Source organism: Embleya sp. NPDC055664 (assembly GCF_053618075.1).
This window is the reverse complement of sequence record NZ_JBSHGZ010000002.1, coordinates 272388-288804: the sequence shown is the minus strand read 5'-3', so window position 1 is coordinate 288804 and position 16417 is coordinate 272388. Positions and strand designations below refer to the sequence as shown.

Here is a 16417-nt window from a genome sequence, read left to right as displayed (position 1 = left end):
ATGCTCGGACCGTGGACTCCTCCCTCCGGGAGATCGACGCCGTAGATGTGGAAGCCCGGTTGGGGGTGAACGTCACCTCGACTTCGCGTCGGCCGTCGTGGGGCAACCGAAGCGCGGCGGTGACGGTGATCCCGCTCGCGGTGACACTTGCCGTGGACGGGGCAGGGGCGGAGGTCGTTTCCCGCGTCGATCCGCATCCGCCCAACGCCACGACCGTCGCCGCCCCCCACGCCCATGAGCATGACCACGCCGGGGGCGGACCGCCGCCGGCGCGGGTGGGTTCTCATTTCCGCCCCGTGTCGCCCGGCGCCCAGCGGGTCGGGAATTCGGCGACCTGTCCCGGGTCGAGATCGCGGGCGTTGGCCAACGAGCCGTCGTTGGTGGCTCCTCGCCAGGAGCGGTGCCACCTGTGGGGATCGAAACAGGTGGTGCAGGCCCCGACAGTCCGGACACAGTTGGTCTCGACTGAACGGGGTCGTCATGCCCAACCGGCACCAGCGCGTCGCGGTCGTCACCGGGAGTTCCCGCAGGATGGGACGGACGTGTGCCTTACGCCTGGCCACCGACGGATCGGCCGTCGTCGTCAACTACCACGCGGACGCGGAGGCCGCCCGACGGGTGGTCGCGGCCGTCGAGGAACTGGGCCGGCGCGCCATGGCGATACGCGCCGACGCCGGCTTCGTCCGCGGCCCCCTCGCCGACGCCGCGGACGACGACTACGCGCACGTCTTCGACCTGAACGCCCGAGCCACCTTCGTCGCCCTGCGCGAGGCCGGTCGACGTAAGCACGACGGCGGTCGCATCGTCTACGTCTCCTCGGTGGCCACCAAGCTCCGCTCGAGGGCGGTGACCGAAGCATCCGCTGGGGCGGACAACCCAGGTTCGCTACGAACGTCGCCGAGAACGGCCGGTCGGGACTGCCACCGCCATCCCCCACGCGGCGGCCACTCGGGTGGAGTCGGCGTGGATCGCGACGCGCCGATCGTCCGTCACCGACGGCCGGCGCGTCACGGATGCATGCACGAACGGGACGGTGCGGGACCGCCTCAGAGGGGGGACTGGCTGCCGACCGTCCTGACGCTCCACCTCACCTCGGACAGCAGGGTGCCGTCGAGGGTTTTCACACCGACCACATCGACGGTGTAGGACTTGGCGCGCTCCAGCGCGTAGTCGAGAACGAAGGTGGAGACGCCGGTCGTGGGGTCGTAGGTCATGGTGCCGCGGTAGTTGTCGGTCTCGCCCCGGTAGACCCCCCAATGGATGGTGCCGGGCTGCACCTCTCGGTCGAAGGTGATGGTGAACACGGTGTCGATGGGCACCTCCCGATCGCCCTTCGGGAAGAAGTCGAGGACCTTCGGCGCGGGGCCGCGGGTGTCGGTGGTGCCGAAAACCGGTTCGACCCAGTAATTGCTGTCGTTCCAAGTGGAGTTCGGGAACCCGCTCCCGTAGACGTAGACGCCGTTGCCGCCGACGGCCTCGCTCGCGGGCGCGGTCAGCGGGCCGCGGACGCGGGCGGCGGTCAGGCCGTTCTGGTCGTTGCTGTACCTGCCGTTGGGCGCGTGGTACGAGGCCACGTACGTGGTGCCGGCGGTGACCGCGACGGGCTGGGCGAAGTTCACCTGCTGCCAGCCCGACTCGGACTCGGCGATGAAGGTGGCGGTGGCCAGTTGTACGCCGACCTCGGACCACAGGGTGCCGGTGTGCGTGCCGGTGTTGGCGACGTCCTTCCAAAAGCGGACGCCGAGCACGTAACCGGCCCGGTCCGCTTGGAACTTCACGCCGAGTTCGGTGGCGGCGGTGTCCGGATCCGGCCCGAACGAGGGCCCGTCGGTCGACGGCCACAACGTGCACGGGCAGGCGGCCGGGTCGCTGATGACACCGGTGTCGCCGGAATCCGCGGCCGCGCGGGACGTCCCCGGCGCGGCCACGACTAACGCGAGCAGCAGCGCCAGGATTGTCGGGAGGGTCGCTCGGTGGTGCCTTGGCCAAGGTATGTTCATGAGTATTCCCTACTCGAACATCGTTTCCCGGGACGGTCGTCCCGGGGCCGAGCCATGGGAAAGTCTGACGTACGTCCCGACCCGTTGTCCCGGGTTCGTCCCCTCGGGAAGCGGGTCGCGGGATTCCGCGGAACACACCACGCAGCCGTCGGCCGCCGCACCGCGCGATGACCGCCTCGACCGATCCGGGGGTCGCGGGTGTTGGGTCACGAAGTGGTGGTCACATCCCCGATGTTCCGGCCGATTCAGCACCCGGGATCCAGTGCCGAACCACGATGGCGACGTGCAAACCGTTCGGACGTGATCCCTGCGCTCGTTCGATCGACGGTACGAGCGGCGGCGCGGCGGTGCGCGGTCGTCGTCGAGCCGGCCCCCACACGGCGGGCCCGACGACGACCCGCCTCCCTGCCCTCACGGAACGCAGGCGCGAAGACGGGTTCGGCCATGCCGTGGTCACCCACCACGCCGGGCCATCCCTCCCCCACAGGACCCAACGAAACGGATACCTCCGGGGGTCGGGCAGGCCACCGGTCGACGGCGCCGCCCCCATCCCGCAGCGCACCTCCGACGCCGTATACGTACACGTCGACCCCCGCGAACGGCCCGTCACCGGGCTGACTCGGCCAAGGGTCGTCGTTACCCCCGACGTCGAACGTCCCGCGTCGGTGGCGTGCGCGTGATCCGGATAGCCGGTCGCGGGGTGGGCCATTAGCGTGATCCGCCGACCGTGATCACGCGGTGGCCGATGTGTCGCCGACCCAGCGTGTCCGCGCCATGTGCGGGCAGGAACGGGGATTGATGAGATCCGTTACGTCAGAACGCGGTTTCCGGTGGCAGTCCACGAAGCTGCGACGGCGAGTAGGTGTGGCGGTCGCGTCCGGGGTGCTTTTGACCGGCGGCGCGGTGGCGGTGGCTCCCGGGGCGTCGGCCGCGTCGCACCCGTCGTGCGACGTCGACCTCCGGGACCAGACGGCGAAGATTTCCGGCAGCAATGTTCGCCTGCGTGCCAAGCCGAACACCAACTCCACGGTGTATCGACTGCTGCAGAAGGGCGCCACCGTCACGGTGTACTGCCAGAAGAACGCCGGCGAGGCGAACTGGTGGTACTACGTGAAGCACAACGCCAGTGGGGTCAAGGGCTGGGTGTGGTGGGCCTACGTATAGGTCCGGAAGCACGGACCACGCGACCGTCCGCTGACGGATACGCCTGGTGAATCGCGAGGACCCGCGGGCAACACCCGCGGGTCCTTCGTGTGTCGTCATGTCCGGGTGTTCGCGAGCGGGGGTCGGGAGACGGCTGCGGTGATGTGGTGCGAAGCGGCGGCGACGGTCGGTGACCAGGGTGGCCGCTCGGGGTCGAAGCGGATGACGGATCATGGACGCATGTGTTCCGTCCCCGATACCGTCGCCTATCTCGTCGGCCGCTGGTCCATCGACCGCACCGTAATCGACGAACTCTCCGGCGCCCGGGGCTCCTTCATCGGCACCGCGGAGTTTCGGCGCGTCGGCGACGAGCTGCTCGAAGAGGAGTCCGGCGAGTTCGAGTGGGGTGGCGTGACCAACCCGGCGAGCCGCGGTCACCGGCTTGTGCCGCGCGCCGACGGCACCGCCGACGTACTCTTCGCCGACGGCAGGCCGTTCCACGACCTCGACCTGCGTACCGGCCGCTGGAGTACCCGCCACCCCTGCGCAGCGGACTTCTACGACGGGGAGTTCACCGTCGTGTCCCAGGACGAATGGCACCTGCGGTGGCGGGTCTCGGGCCCGGCGAAGACGCAATTGCTGACCTCCGTCTACCGACGGATCCCCCCGGCCGGCCGGGACGCCGGCACGCCGGGACGAAGTCGCCCCGGCGGTGCCGCTATCGGGTGAAGTACGGTTCGAGGACGGACACGATCACCACACTGCTCCCGGGTGGTCGGGGCGCACGGTCCGGACATCGATACCCCGGCTCGTTACCTCGCGCCGCGATCATGCGCGTGCCCCCGCCGACTCACAGGGTGTCGAACCCCGACCGCCAGGACGGATGGGTCGGGATCCAGCCCCGGTGCTTGCGGGCGAGGTGGTTGTCCGCGCCTCGGGCCCAGGCGGCGTGCGGCACGCCGGCCGCTGCGGCGGGCGATGGCGCGCCCACTGCCCGAGCGAACGCCGGCACCCATTCGTCGGCGGTCGCCGGCTGGTCGTCGACCACGTTGACCACGCCGCTCGGCCAGTGCAACGCGGCCACCGCTGCGGCGGCGGCATCGTCGACGTGGACAAAACTCGAGACGTCCGGGCCGCCGGGCAACCGGCCCGCCCGCGCGTCGGCCGCCTTGGTCCCGTCTGCCGCGAACCACGTACCCGGGCCGTAGAGCAGGCCGTAGCGCAGCACCACCCACTCGGGGAGTTCGCGGACCGCTCGTTCCAGGGCGATCACCCCTTCGATCGTGCCGCGTCGCGGTTCGACGCTCGTGTCGTCCAGCGGCGTCGTCTCGTCGGCGGGCTCGTCTCCCGCCTCGTACACCCACGCGATGCTCTGCGCCACGATGCGCCGAACTCCCGCCGCCTGTGCGGCATCGACGAGATTGTGGGTGCCGACCGTGCGCATCCTCGCGTTGGCCGCGAGGTCGACCGCGGACAGATCGGTGAGTTGATGCATCACGACGTCGGGCTCGGCCCGCCCCACCACGCGGGTGAGCGCCTCGCGATCGAAGACGTCCGCAAACGCGACCTCGGCGCCGTGTGCCCGCAGATCGGCCGCGGCCTCCGGGCGGCGCGTCAGCGCGGTGACCCGGTGCCCCGCGCCGACGAGCGCGGGGACGACCCGGCTGCCCAGGACGCCGGTCGAGCCGGCAACGAGAATATGCATGTTCGGAACTTCGGCTTTCTGTCGGGGGCGGGCCGAGGCTTCGGCGACCCGTCCGGTGTACGGGTTCGGCGGTTACTTCGTCGGTCGAGGCACCCGGCGATCCTGCCGCGCGAGCAGTTCCGCCGCCTCGACGAGGGTGAGCATGGGTTCGCCGGGGACGCCGACCATGACCACCACGAACCGGCTCCACGCGTCGGTGAGATTGTTGCCCGCCTGGTAGTGGATGACATCGCCGCCCGGCTCCCAGAACGCCTCGCCGGCGCGAATGACCCGCTCGGGTTCGCCTTCGAGCTCGAACACCATCTCGCCTTCGAGCATGTAACCGAAGACCGGACCCGAGTGCCGATGGGGCGGCGTGCCCGCGTCACCGGGCGGCAACTCGACCGTCATGGTCATCACTTCGGCGGACGCGGGCAAAAACGGCGGAGTCTGGTGGAGAAGGGTGGTCAGTACGGTCCCACCGCGTTTTTCGATCATGACCGCAACGGTAGGCGTGGTCCGGTCCACACGAATGGTCCACTCGGAGTCGAATCCGATGGACCGGTTACCCGGCGCGCCGCGGGTTCACGATGAGAAGGCGGCGCACCGGACGCTTCACCGGCGTCGGAATATCCATCGCGGTGGCGGTCGCGGGTCTGACCGCACTGCCGGCCGTCGGCACCGCGCAGGCCGCACCCGGGACACCGGGTGTACCGCAGGCACCTGCGGCGATCTTCGCCGAGGGCTTCGAGAACGGCCAGGGTGCGACGCCGACCCTGCTCACGAACTACACCGGCGCTCCGCCGGTGGGCGAGACGTACACCGCCGATCCGGCCTGGTTGACCGCGTGCAACGGCTGGGTCACGTCGCCGGCCGCGTCGACCACGCCGTGACGGCGTACACCGCGGGCAATCCCGGTGCCGACAAGGTGCAGTTGGAAACGGTGACGCCGATTCCGTTGCCCGCCGGTCGGCGCTTCATCGCGTCCTCGGTCGACGTCGGCGGGACGCGCCGGCGTCCGCGACGTAGGCGTCGACGAAGAGGAGTTGCCGGTTTCCGTTGCACTTCGACGATCGATTCGGCGCTCCGGCCGGTGGGGGCGCGTCCGCCGGCCACCGGGTGGCGCGCGGTCACAACGGCGGTCGTTCGTCCGGGTTTTGCTCGCGCCCGCGTGGGCGGCGCGTGCGGGGGCGCGCACCCGTGTGGTGATCTGTGTGCGCTTCGTGCGCCCTACCGGAGTCGTCGAGTCGTCGTGATGATGAGCGAACCACAGGTGGCCCAGGCGACTCCGCATCGGCTCATGACGAGCATGCGGGGCGGAAGGAGTCCGCGTTGTTGCTTCTCATCTCTCCCGACAGTGTCGAGGAAGCCCTGGATTGCGCGAAGGCGGCGGCACATCTCGACATCGTCGACGTCAAGAAGCCCGACGAGGGATCGCTCGGCGCGAACTACCCCTGGGTGATTCGGGAGATCCGCGAAGTGGTCCCGGCGGACAAGCCGGTTTCCGCCACGGTGGGCGACGTCCCGTACAAACCGGGGACCGTGGCCCAGGCCGCGTTGGGCGCGGTCGTCTCGGGGGCCGGCTACATCAAGGTCGGTCTGTACGGATGTACGACGCCCGAACAGGCCGTCGAGGTCATGCGAGGGGTCGTTCGGGCGGTGAAGGACTACCGCCCGGATGCGTTGGTCGTCGCCTCCGGCTATGCCGACGCCCATCGGATCGGGTGCGTGAATCCGCTCGCGCTCCCCGACATCGCGCATCGCTCCGGCTCCGACGCGGCCATGCTCGACACCGCGATCAAGGACGGGACACGGCTGTTCGACCACGTTCCACCCGACGTCTGTGCGGAGTTCGTCCGGTTGGCCCACCAGGCCGATCTGCTCGCCGCCCTCGCGGGCAGCATCAAGGTCGGCGACCTCCGCGAACTCACCGCCATGCATACGGACATCGTGGGCGTGCGCGGGGCGGTCTGTGCGGGCGGTGACCGCGACAGGGGGCGGATCGAGGGGCGATTGGTGGCCGACTTTCGCGCGGAGATGGATCGGCATGCCCGGGCGCACACCACCGGTACGGGCTGAGCACCGTCGTGACGATCGAGGTATCGCGCGAGGTGTCCGAGTCCGGCGACAGACGCTTCCCCGTCGTGGACCCGGCGACGGGTGAACCCTTCGACGAGGCGCGGGATCGGCGGTCGCGGGAACTGGACGCCGTCGTCGTACGGGCCCACCATGCCTGGCGCACCTGGCGAGCCGACTCGGCCGCGCGGAGCGCCGCGCTGCTCGCGGCGGCGGACGCGGTGGCGGCGGCCGCGGGCGACCTCGCGCCGCTGCTGACCCGGGAGCAGGGCAAGCCGCTGGCCGAGTCGCACGCGGAGGTCGCGCGCACGGCAGCGCGGTTGCGGTATTTCGCCGCGCTGGATCCGGGCGTGCACCCGATCGTCGACGGCCGACCGGTGCGCAGCGAGGTCCGCTGGCGCTCGCTCGGTCCCGTGGCCGCGATCGTCCCGTGGAACTTTCCTCTCCAACTCGCATCGGCGAAGTTCGCGCCCGCGCTCGCGGCGGGCAACACCGTGGTGCTCAAGCCCTCCCCGTTCACTCCCCTGGCGACGCAGCTGCTGGGGTCGGTCGTCTCGTCCGTCCTGCCCGAGCACGTCCTGACGGTGGTCACGGGCCGAGAGCCGCTCGGCGCGTGCCTCGCGTCCCATGCGGGAATCCGACACGTGACGTTCACCGGTTCGGTTCCCACCGGGCGGGCCGTCGCACGCGGTGCGGGCGCTTCGTTGGCGCGCGTGACCCTGGAGTTGGGCGGCAACGACGCCGCCGTGCTGCTCGACGACGTGGATGTGGACGGCATCGCGGATCGGCTGTTCCAGGCCGCGTTTCGCAACTGCGGGCAGGTCTGCATGGCGATCAAACGGGTGTACGCCCCGGCCCGACTGTACGCGCGGGTGGTCGAGGCCCTCGCGGAGCGCGCGAGGGCGGTGGTGGTCGGCCCCGGGCTCGATCCCGGTTCCCGGATGGGGCCGGTCAACAACCTTCCCCAACTGGCACGGGTCGAGCGGTACACCGCGTGGGCGCTGGCCGATGGCGCGCGAGCGGCGGCGGGCGGTCGGCGGCTCGACCGGCCGGGCTACTTCTTCGCACCGACGATCCTGGCCGATGTCCCGCCCGACAGCCCGGTGGTGACGGAAGAACAGTTCGGCCCGGTCCTGCCGGTGTTGGCGTACGACAACCTCGATGAGGCCGTGGCGGCGGCCAACGGCACCGGCTTCGGGCTCGGCGGCTCGGTGTGGGGAACCGATCTCGACCGGGCGGAGGCGGTCGCGGAGCGGCTGGAGTGCGGGACGGCGTGGATCAATCACCACGCCGAGTTGTCTCTCGCGCAACCCTTCGCGGGGGTGAAGGACAGCGGCGTCGGCGTCGCGGGCGGTCCCTGGGGGCTGTACGGGAACCTCAGACCGTTCGTGGTGCACCGCCCCGGGGCGAGCGCGGAGCCGGCGACCGAGCAGCCACGGGACCGGGAGCCGGACGGCCGCCGACCGGACGCGGATCCGCCGTCGAGGGAGCGGCCGTGAGATTCGACGCCGCGGTACTGCGCTCCTACGACGGCCGGTTCGTCGTCGAGACGGTGAATTTGGACGGCGGTCCGGGGCCCGGTGAGGTACTGGTCGAGATCGCGGGCTGCGGAATGTGCCGGACCGATCTCGCGGTGCGGCACTCCGCCGGCCGTTCACCGCTCCCGGCCGTGCTCGGCCACGAAGGAGCGGGAGTCGTGCTGGAGACGGGCGGCCCGGACACCGGATCGCAGGTCGGCGACCATGTCGTGCTGAGCTTCGACTCCTGCGGGCACTGCCGGAGTTGCCTGGGCGCGTCCCCGGCCTACTGCGACTCCTTCGCCTCACTCAACCTCTACGGCGGCCGATCACACAACGCGGCCCGCTTCACCGACGCGGCCGGGCAGCGGTTGGCGCCACGATGGTTCGGCCAGTCCGCGTTCGCCGCCTACGCGATGGTCTCGGCCCGAAACGCGGTCGGGGTCGACCCGGCCCTGCCCATCGAACTGCTCGGACCGCTCGGCTGCGGATTCCTCACCGGCGCCGGCGCGGTGCTGAACTCGTTCGGGATCGGCCCCGGCGACACCCTCGCGGTCTTCGGCGCGGGAGCGGTGGGCCTGGCCGCGACCATGGCGGCCGTCGCCGCCGGAGCGTTGGTCGTGGCGGTCGATCGTCGTCGCGAACGGCTGGGACTGGCCGAGCGGTTCGGCGCGATCCCGTTGCCCGCCGCGACAACCGGACTGGCCGATCGCATCCGGCGACTGACCGACGGCGGCGCCCGCTACGCGCTGGACACCACGGGCTCCGAGCGGTTGATCAACGACGCGTTGGAGGCACTGCGCCCCACCGGCCGGCTCGGCTTGGTGGCCCGCCTGCACACCGCGTTGTCGCTCGCGCCGGGATCACTCGACCGTGGCCGAGGGATCGTCCACATCTGCGAGGGCGACGCGGTCCCCGCACTGCTCATTCCTCGACTGACGGCGCTGTGGCGGGCCGGGCTGTTCCCCTTCGACCAGTTGATCCGCACCTACCCGCTCACCGACATCAACGACGCCGAACGGGACTGCGACGCGGGCCTGGTGGTGAAACCCGTCCTGATCCCGTAGGGCGCGGGCGAGCAGGGATCGGCCCACGGTCGGGCGACGACGAACGAACCGCTCATCGTGCGGGCTTGCTCGCGAACACCCAGCGATTGCCCGCCAGCGCGTCGTTGTGTTCGGGCAACGGGCCGCGCCCGTGCCGACGGGTGAAGTCGAACGGGGTGTGGATCGAGGTGGACCAGCCCTTGCCGGCCAACTCGCCCGCGGAATCGGGTCGCGCGCCGTGGGCGAACAGCGCGAGCAGGTCGATGCCGATCTGATGCTTCGTCGAGGTGTAGATCGGACTGTCCCGGTACTCCCACAGATCCTTCTCCAGCTTGACCTCGAACGCGAGTGCGCTGCCTCCGGTGCTCAACCGATCCACCGTGTCGATGAGATACGTCTCGGCGAGGCGGGGCAGGTAGAACAACAGCCCTTCGGCCAGCCAGACGCTGGGAGCGCCCGGTTGGAACCCGGCATCGGTCAACGCACCTACCCAGTCACCGCGCAGATCGATCGGGATCGGTACACGGGCCGACTTCGGCACGGCGGACAAACCGTCGAGCACGTCGTGCTTGAACGCCAGTACGCCCTCCCGGTCGACCTCGAAGATCACACAGTCGGACGGCCATTCGAGGCGAAACGCACGAGCATCCAACCCCGCCCCGAGCAGCACCACCTGGCGCGCTCCGGCATGCACCGACCGAAGGAGAAAGTCGTCCAGGACCCGCGTCCGCAGACCGAAGTAGCGTGCGAAGCGCCCCCACAGGGGGTTCTGGTCCCCATCCGGGACCTGCTCCATGCGCACCGGCCATCCGGCGGACGCCGGGGCGGCCCGCACGAAGTGCTCCGCGTAGACGTCCCGCGCCAGGCTGTCGCGGCGTCGGGTCTCGATCGCCCGCGCCGCGGCGACCATCAGGGCGGTCAGCCCGACGCCTCCTCCCACACCCTCCGCGTGGACGTCCCGACGCACAACGCCGACCATGAGTCCCCCTGAGACGAGCCGTGACCGCGAATGACAAGGACGACGGCCCCGAACCACCGATGCCGAACCGCATCCGAGCACGGAGGCGGACGTCGTCTTCCCATCCACCATCGCGCCGCGCTCCCGCAGCCGCGCCAAAATCGCCCCGATTCCCCCGTTGGAGTGAATTCTTGGTGACGGACGGTCCGGGTCGGGTCGGCTGTCTTACCGAGCCGTCTTCCAGAACGAGAAGGTCCCGGTCGTGGAGTTCCGCGACATCCCCGGCACACGTGATGTTCGCGGAAGTCGAATAGCCGCCGGACCACGGCACGCACACCCCACACGTTCGGGCGTGGCCCGACACCGAGTCCTCGGTCGAAATCGCGCCATGCGTCCAGGGCGATCCACCACCCACACACCGCTCCTCGCCCGGTCTCCGGATCCGTACAGCACTCGATCGGCGGATGGCGCAAAGCCGCGCACCGGGACCACAGTTCCCGAAGGGCCCGCACCGTAGCGGACGGGCCGCCATCGGAAGGACAGGGCAGTGGAATCGCGTATGAACGTCGGCCTGATTCGACCCCGCCCCCGTCGACACGTCCCGGGACGTCGCCTGCCGGTTGTACTGCTCGCCGGCCTCGGACTGGCCGTGTCGACCGTTGCGGGCACGTGGGCATCGCCCGCCGCAGCCGCCGCGCCGTCGATCGCCCCCGCGATCCGAGCCGGCGTCTGTGACCCGGGCCACGTCTGCATCTACAAGGGCGACATCTGGGACGACACCCCCAATCACCCCAAGGTGTACGACTTCTACCGCTACGGCACCTACAACGTGGCCGGCCTCGTCGGCGACTACACCGTGTTGAACTGCCAGACCGGCGGCGCGGGAGTCAAGGGGTATACCGGTCGCAACGGCACCGGCAAGGTCGACTGGGACCTCGACGTCAACAACTGCAACTCCGGCCTGTGGACCAGCCTCACCAAGACCAACTCCGTACGCTTGTACGCCTGAACACCCGCCCACCCCCGCGGGCGCGACAGAGGCAGGTCGGCGGCGCCGCAGTGGGTCGTAGTGCCGGGTCCCGTTTGTCGCGGCGGCGCGCCCGATCCGGTTCGGGCAGGCGGGCAGGCAGGCAGGCGGGCAGGCGGGCGGGCGTCGGAACGGGTGACCCGTGCTGGGGGCCGGTGATCGGCATGCCCTTCCAGATCGTGAATCCGCGGTGTTCGCCGAGGGGTCGCGGGTCGCTGTCGTAGGAGGTTCCGCCCAAACGGGTCACGATGCCGGGGTACGACGCGGGCTGCCGGCGGTCACGCACCCGCCGACGCTCGCGCTCGGTGGCGAGACGCCTCTTGGAGATCCTGTTCTGACGTGCCGTCATACCGTATCGGCGCGATGGCGCCCGTGGCCGACCACCGTCCGGACGCGGGCATCCGTCAGGGCCCGCACGAGTCGGCGGCGGGGATACTCCGGCGAGGGCGTCCGGTGTCCGCTCGGCCTGTCGGGCGGCTCGCCGAATCCCTGCAACGATTTCGGCGATCGATGCTTCTTTTTCCGACAATGGCCGAAAACGATGAAGATCGCGCCTCCCGTCGACAACGCGGGTTATTTCTCGCCTCTACTTTCTCTCGGGTTGCGAGCGGGCGGTAATCGATCAATGGATTCGGGCCGTTGATCGATTCGAAGAATGCTCCCCAAAATCGCCCGAGCACCGAAGAGGGCGCGGCATCGACTCCGGGACGGGGTTCGCATCCGATGGATTCCTCGCCCCCGTACGAACCGACGGGGATCGAGGAAATGGGTCCGACCGGGCCTGATCAAGCCCGGGTCGAGGCTGGGCACAACACGGCAGCCGCGCCGCGGCCGTGGCATCCGCACCCACGCCCTCACCGTCCCGGGCACGCGTCGTGATCGTCGAAGGCGTCGCACCGGGCGAGCCGTCGCGATGCCTTCCGGGAAAACCGGAATGGTCGACGGATTTCCATTCACCACGCGAAGGAATTTATTTCGATCCGGCCCTCTCGATCCGATTGGCCCTGGTCGAGTCGGGTAGCGATCCGGCGAAGGTTTCCATCGGCTCGTGAATCCCCACACATCCGATTCGGCGGGCTCCTTCGATTTCGAGATCTTCGACAGCGGGACACGAATGGTCCCGGTCGAGTGCGATCGGGAGCCGCACGGCTCGGCCGTCCCACGACCGTGGGACGACGCATCGCTGTCGCGTCGGGCAACGCGGCCACCGATCCCCTTCGGGCCGAGAGGCGTACGAACCCTCCCCGCGCGGTCGTGCGACGGCGTCGAACACGGCGCGAGGGCGCGCGGGCGCTGCCCACGGCGATCGAAGCCGGGACGTGACCCGGGCGACACACGGACCCGTATCCGAGAGGTCTCGACGGCCCTGTCCACGACACCGAGAAAGGAACATCGTGAAAGCCCAGGATTGATCGCAAGTATGCGACCCGACGTGGAGCGCTGCATCGCCGACAACGAGACCGTGACACGCGTGCGCGCCCAGGAAGCGGACCGGGACCTGCTGCGCCGGCTGGTCATCGCGGAGTTCAACTGCCAGGAGTCCGAACTGGTCACCTATGGACTGCTGGTCGCCCGACACCACGACCAGACGTCCCTCGACCTGTTCTCCCTCGTCATCCGCACGGTGACCGAGGCGCGCAAACTGCTGAACGAAGCGGCCCGATCGGTGGATCTGGGACCGGAGGACCTGACCCTCGCGGGCGAAGGGCGCCTGGGACGCGCCGTCAGCAGCCTGGTCGCTCCGGGCCTGCTCGGCACGCCCGGAGCGGTGGCGCTCTACCTCCACAGCGATCTCGCCGTGTGGTGCGCCCTGTTCGATCGGATCGCGTCCGCGGCGCGCGAGGCGAACAATGTGCCGAAGCCGCTCCTCGAGTACATGGAGTGGTGGGGAAGCGAACCGTCCGCGGAGTTCGTCGACAACACCGTCGAGGTGATCACCCACAGCCTGGCGCATGGTGAGGATCCGGCACGGATGCTCGCCTCGAGCCGGCAACTGGAGTCGATCGTCTCGGACTACTGGGGCTTCGTGAACCACGGCGGCTAGCGCACGGGGAACATCGCCCTCACCATCGTGCCGCCGGGCGCGGGGCGGCGTCCGGCAGCACGGCCTCCCCGCCCGATCGCGGATCGCCGGCCGGCCCCGGCGCGGCGCCGCCCAACGTCACCTCACCTCACCGTGCGAAGGAGAACCCCCGTTATGCCCACCGTCCGCGACGCCGTGCTCGACGTGTTGCGCCTGCATGGGATGAACACGTTGTTCGGCAACCCCGGAAGTACCGAGATCCCGTTCCTCGCCGACCTGCCTTCGGATTTCTCCTACATCCCGGGCCTGAACGAGGTCGTCGCCGCTTCGATGGCCGACGGTCACGCGCGGGCCACCGGTCGGCCCACGCTGGTGAGTCTGCACAGCACGGTGGACCTGGGCAACGCGATGGGCGCGCTCGTCAACGCCCAGCACGCGCACAGCCCCGTCGTCGCCCTCGTGGGTCAACAGACACGCGCGCTCGTACACTCGCGCGCGGTTCTGACCAACGAACACCCCCACGTCCTGCCGCTGGGCACGGTCAAGTTCGCCGCCGAGCCGGTCCGCGCCGCCCGGGTGCCCGCGGTCCTGAGTCAGGCCATCCACCTGGCCCGACTGTCGCCCGCGGGCCCGGTGTGTGTTTCGGTACCCATGGACGACTGGCACCGGGAGTGCGATCCGCTCGATGCCCGGTACACCCTGCCGCGGCACGTCTTCGCCGACAGCGTCCTGAATCCCTCGGCGTTCGCGCGGCTCCTCGATCGGGTGCGCGCGGCACGCAACCCGGCACTGGTCGTGGGCCCCGCGCTGGACACGGAGGAGGACTATCGCCACACAACCGCGCTCGCCGAGCGGCTCGGCGCCCCGGTGTGGATCGACTGGCTGCCCGACCGCTGCGGCTTCCCCACCGGCCACCCCGCGTTCCGCGGCACGCTGGGCCCCGACGCGCCTTCCACCGCCGCCCTGTTCACCGGACACGACCTGGTCGTGGCGCTGGGCTGCCGGGTGTTCCGCTACTTCGTCGACGCCCCGGCTCCGCACCTGCCCGCTGGGACCGAACTGGTCTCGGTCACCGCCGATCCCCAGGACGCGGCCACCGCCGTCGTCGGCGACTGCTATCTCGGCGCACCCGCCGCCGCGGCCGAACTCCTCGCCTCCGCGCTGCCGGCCACCGCCCGCGCCGCTCCCGGCGGCCGCGTCCTTCCACCGGCGTACACCGACGCGGCCCCGCGACTCCTCACCGCCGACGAGGTGTTCACGACCCTGGCCGAGGTCGTGCCCCCGGAGAGCGTCATCGTCAACGAGGCGTATCGCCAACAGGAGCAGTTCTGGGCACGCGTGCCCGTGGAGCGCCCCGGCGGATACCACCTCGCGGGAGCCGGTGGCCTGGGCTTCGGCATGGCCGGAGCGGTCGGGGTGCAACTGGCCCAGCCTCGGCGACCGGTGATCGCGATCCTGGGTGACGGCGCCATCCAGTACACCGTCCAGGCCCTGTGGAGCGCGGTCCATCACAGGGCCCCGGTCACCGTCGTGGTCCTGAACAACGGGCAATACGCCATCCTCCACGACGTGGAGACCCGGGTGGGTGCGGGTCCGGTACCCGGCCTGCGCCTGCCCGGTCTCGACCCGGTCGCCATCGCACGCGGATACGGCGTCACCGCCACCCGGGTCCACACCACACGTGAACTGCGCGCCGCGCTGATCTCGGCCGTCGAATCCCCCGAACCGCACCTGATCGACGTCGCCTTCGTCGACGATCCGACCCCCGACCCGCCGCGACGAACGGGGTGATGATCAAGACCGTTCGACCGGTCCGAACGGCCTCGTCCCCTCGACCGCACGGCCGGCACGACCACGTGCCACCGCCCTACCGCGCGTCCACGGGTCTCCCGACGGTGCATGCCCCGACCGCGCCGATCGGCGAGATCGCCGCGTGCCTCCGCTCACGCCGCCCCTACGGCCAGACGACTGCGCCGTCACGCACAACCAGCGGCTCGGCCTGCCGCGATTCATGGAACCGGGTCCACCCCAGATCGACACCGCCGTCGATGCGGAGATGACGATCACCGGCCCTGGCCGCCGGCCAACCGAGCAACTCGCCCAGGAGATCGAACTCGTCCGGGTGGATCTCCTGCCGACTGGTCAGGGCCCACCTTCCGTCCCGCCGCCGAAGCAGAACCGACACAAGCGCACCGCCTGCCTTGTACGCCTCACCGTGACGGCCCAGCAAAGGCTCGGGCCGGTCCTCGACGACAGGCGCGCCGTCATCGCCCTCGTACACGAACGGAAACCCGGTCACGATGTGAAGCATCTCCGGCTTCGGACCGAGCCCCAAGTGCCATCGGAGCTCGGTGAGCTCGTCCTCGGACAGTTCATCGCGCAGGTCCACGGCGAGCACGAGCTCGAAAATGTCGGCCATGGACGCACACGCTAGCGTCCGCGTGCGACCCCCACCGGCGTCATTCCCCGTTCGCGAACACGACCCGGCGGCGCAGTTCGGCCATGTCCGGTTTTCCGGTGGGAGTGAGCGGCAGTTCGGAGGTCAAGCCGCCCCACGGCCACGCGTCGGTCGACATCCTGCGCCTGCGGGCGGCAGGCCCCGACGGCCCGCACCCCGGCGGGCCCGGCACCCGAACGGGCATTCTCGTCCGGCACCTGCTGCCACGCCATCAGGCGCTGTGTGTACAGCGCTACATGGCCAACCCCGGCCGCGATCTGCGGATCGTGGTGGTCGGATCGCGGGTCGTGGCCTGCTACGACCATATGAACACCGCGCCCGACGGCAACACCCATCACCCGCTCCATCCACATGGCTGGACGGCAGCCGAACTCCTCCCTCGGGCAGAAGAGTTGGCGCTCCTGGCGACCGGGGTCCTCGGTCTCTGCTCGAAGGTCCGGACGGTCCCGTGGGTCACACCCCGTGTCCTGTGGCCGGCACACGGC

General features: G+C 70.3%; 16 protein-coding genes. 11 read left to right on the top strand and 5 right to left on the bottom strand.

What is annotated here, in order from left to right:
* The first annotated feature begins 234 nt into the window (after positions 1-234).
* A complete protein-coding gene (locus ACWGR4_RS04430) occupies positions 235-1146 on the top strand; it encodes an SDR family NAD(P)-dependent oxidoreductase (RefSeq protein ID WP_452134175.1) in 912 nt (303 codons plus the stop codon).
* Here ACWGR4_RS04430 and ACWGR4_RS04425 read toward each other — a convergent pair.
* Positions 1047-2000, bottom strand: coding sequence for a DUF4082 domain-containing protein (locus ACWGR4_RS04425; protein WP_452134174.1), 954 nt, complete (start codon positions 1998-2000; stop codon positions 1047-1049). The genes ACWGR4_RS04430 and ACWGR4_RS04425 overlap by 100 nt on opposite strands.
* An 864-nt stretch (positions 2001-2864) precedes the next feature.
* On the opposite strand from ACWGR4_RS04425, the gene ACWGR4_RS04420 reads away from it, so the two are divergent.
* Positions 2865-3164 carry an SH3 domain-containing protein gene (locus tag ACWGR4_RS04420; RefSeq protein ID WP_380030275.1) on the top strand — a complete coding sequence of 100 codons (300 nt, stop codon included), beginning with the start codon at positions 2865-2867 and terminating at the stop codon, positions 3162-3164.
* A 219-nt stretch (positions 3165-3383) separates the two neighbouring features.
* Complete coding sequence (locus ACWGR4_RS04415) at positions 3384-3872, top strand: DUF6314 family protein (RefSeq protein ID WP_452128033.1); 489 nt, start codon at positions 3384-3386, stop codon at positions 3870-3872.
* 121 nt (positions 3873-3993) lie between these two features.
* Here ACWGR4_RS04415 and ACWGR4_RS04410 read toward each other — a convergent pair whose 3' ends face one another.
* Complete coding sequence (locus ACWGR4_RS04410) at positions 3994-4848, bottom strand: NAD-dependent epimerase/dehydratase family protein (RefSeq protein ID WP_452128034.1); 855 nt, start codon at positions 4846-4848, stop codon at positions 3994-3996.
* Positions 4849-4920: 72 nt separating this feature from the next.
* Complete coding sequence (locus ACWGR4_RS04405) at positions 4921-5325, bottom strand: cupin domain-containing protein (protein ID WP_380005791.1); 405 nt, start codon at positions 5323-5325, stop codon at positions 4921-4923.
* Between the two features lie 92 nt (positions 5326-5417).
* Between ACWGR4_RS04405 and ACWGR4_RS04400 the strand changes: the two genes are divergently transcribed.
* From ACWGR4_RS04400 to ACWGR4_RS04385, 4 genes are all read left to right on the top strand, one after another.
* Positions 5418-5720: a hypothetical protein gene (locus ACWGR4_RS04400; RefSeq protein ID WP_452128035.1), complete on the top strand. Its 303-nt coding sequence runs from the start codon at positions 5418-5420 to the stop codon at positions 5718-5720.
* Between the two features lie 439 nt (positions 5721-6159).
* Complete coding sequence (locus ACWGR4_RS04395) at positions 6160-6906, top strand: (5-formylfuran-3-yl)methyl phosphate synthase (RefSeq protein ID WP_452128036.1); 747 nt, start codon at positions 6160-6162, stop codon at positions 6904-6906.
* A gap of 8 nt (positions 6907-6914) precedes the next feature.
* Positions 6915-8402 carry an aldehyde dehydrogenase family protein gene (locus tag ACWGR4_RS04390; RefSeq protein WP_452128037.1) on the top strand — a complete coding sequence of 496 codons (1488 nt, stop codon included), beginning with the start codon at positions 6915-6917 and terminating at the stop codon, positions 8400-8402.
* Positions 8399-9487, top strand: coding sequence for an NAD(P)-dependent alcohol dehydrogenase (locus tag ACWGR4_RS04385; RefSeq protein WP_452128038.1), 1089 nt, complete (start codon positions 8399-8401; stop codon positions 9485-9487). Before ACWGR4_RS04390 ends, ACWGR4_RS04385 begins: the two co-directional genes overlap by 4 nt.
* Positions 9488-9539: 52 nt before the next feature.
* On the opposite strand, the gene ACWGR4_RS04380 is transcribed toward ACWGR4_RS04385, so the two are convergent.
* Positions 9540-10445, bottom strand: a complete 906-nt coding sequence (locus tag ACWGR4_RS04380; RefSeq protein WP_452128039.1) for a class I SAM-dependent methyltransferase — start codon at positions 10443-10445, stop codon at positions 9540-9542.
* A 526-nt stretch (positions 10446-10971) separates the two neighbouring features.
* On the opposite strand from ACWGR4_RS04380, the gene ACWGR4_RS04375 reads away from it, so the two are divergent.
* The 4 genes from ACWGR4_RS04375 (at position 10972) to mdlC (ending at position 15265) form a co-directional block, all read left to right on the top strand.
* Complete coding sequence (locus tag ACWGR4_RS04375; protein WP_452128040.1) at positions 10972-11433, top strand: hypothetical protein; 462 nt, start codon at positions 10972-10974, stop codon at positions 11431-11433.
* Between the two features lie 893 nt (positions 11434-12326).
* Positions 12327-12503: a hypothetical protein gene (locus ACWGR4_RS04370; protein ID WP_452128041.1), complete on the top strand. Its 177-nt coding sequence runs from the start codon at positions 12327-12329 to the stop codon at positions 12501-12503.
* Between the two features lie 368 nt (positions 12504-12871).
* Positions 12872-13495 (top strand): hypothetical protein, encoded by a 624-nt coding sequence (locus tag ACWGR4_RS04365; protein ID WP_452128042.1) that lies wholly within the window; start codon positions 12872-12874, stop codon positions 13493-13495.
* A gap of 153 nt (positions 13496-13648) precedes the next feature.
* A complete protein-coding gene (mdlC, locus tag ACWGR4_RS04360; protein WP_452128043.1) occupies positions 13649-15265 on the top strand; it encodes a benzoylformate decarboxylase in 1617 nt (538 codons plus the stop codon).
* A gap of 163 nt (positions 15266-15428) precedes the next feature.
* On the opposite strand, the gene ACWGR4_RS04355 is transcribed toward mdlC, so the two are convergent.
* Complete coding sequence (locus ACWGR4_RS04355) at positions 15429-15893, bottom strand: hypothetical protein (RefSeq protein WP_452128044.1); 465 nt, start codon at positions 15891-15893, stop codon at positions 15429-15431.
* Positions 15894-16417: the final 524 nt, after the last annotated feature.

Excerpts from the sequence above, each read along its gene's own strand:
- ACWGR4_RS04430 (WP_452134175.1), top strand. The coding sequence starts at position 235 with ATGAGCATGACCACGCCGGGGGCGGACCGCCGCCGGCGCGGGTGGGTT.
- ACWGR4_RS04355 (WP_452128044.1), bottom strand. The coding sequence starts at position 15,893 with ATGGCCGACATTTTCGAGCTCGTGCTCGCCGTGGACCTGCGCGATGAA.
- ACWGR4_RS04380 (WP_452128039.1), bottom strand. The coding sequence starts at position 10,445 with ATGGTCGGCGTTGTGCGTCGGGACGTCCACGCGGAGGGTGTGGGAGGA.
- ACWGR4_RS04415 (WP_452128033.1), top strand. The coding sequence starts at position 3,384 with ATGTGTTCCGTCCCCGATACCGTCGCCTATCTCGTCGGCCGCTGGTCC.
- ACWGR4_RS04365 (WP_452128042.1), top strand. The coding sequence starts at position 12,872 with ATGCGACCCGACGTGGAGCGCTGCATCGCCGACAACGAGACCGTGACA.
- ACWGR4_RS04410 (WP_452128034.1), bottom strand. The coding sequence starts at position 4,848 with ATGCATATTCTCGTTGCCGGCTCGACCGGCGTCCTGGGCAGCCGGGTC.
- ACWGR4_RS04425 (WP_452134174.1), bottom strand. The coding sequence starts at position 2,000 with ATGAACATACCTTGGCCAAGGCACCACCGAGCGACCCTCCCGACAATC.
- ACWGR4_RS04405 (WP_380005791.1), bottom strand. The coding sequence starts at position 5,325 with ATGATCGAAAAACGCGGTGGGACCGTACTGACCACCCTTCTCCACCAG.
- ACWGR4_RS04400 (WP_452128035.1), top strand. The coding sequence starts at position 5,418 with ATGAGAAGGCGGCGCACCGGACGCTTCACCGGCGTCGGAATATCCATC.
- mdlC (WP_452128043.1), top strand. The coding sequence starts at position 13,649 with ATGCCCACCGTCCGCGACGCCGTGCTCGACGTGTTGCGCCTGCATGGG.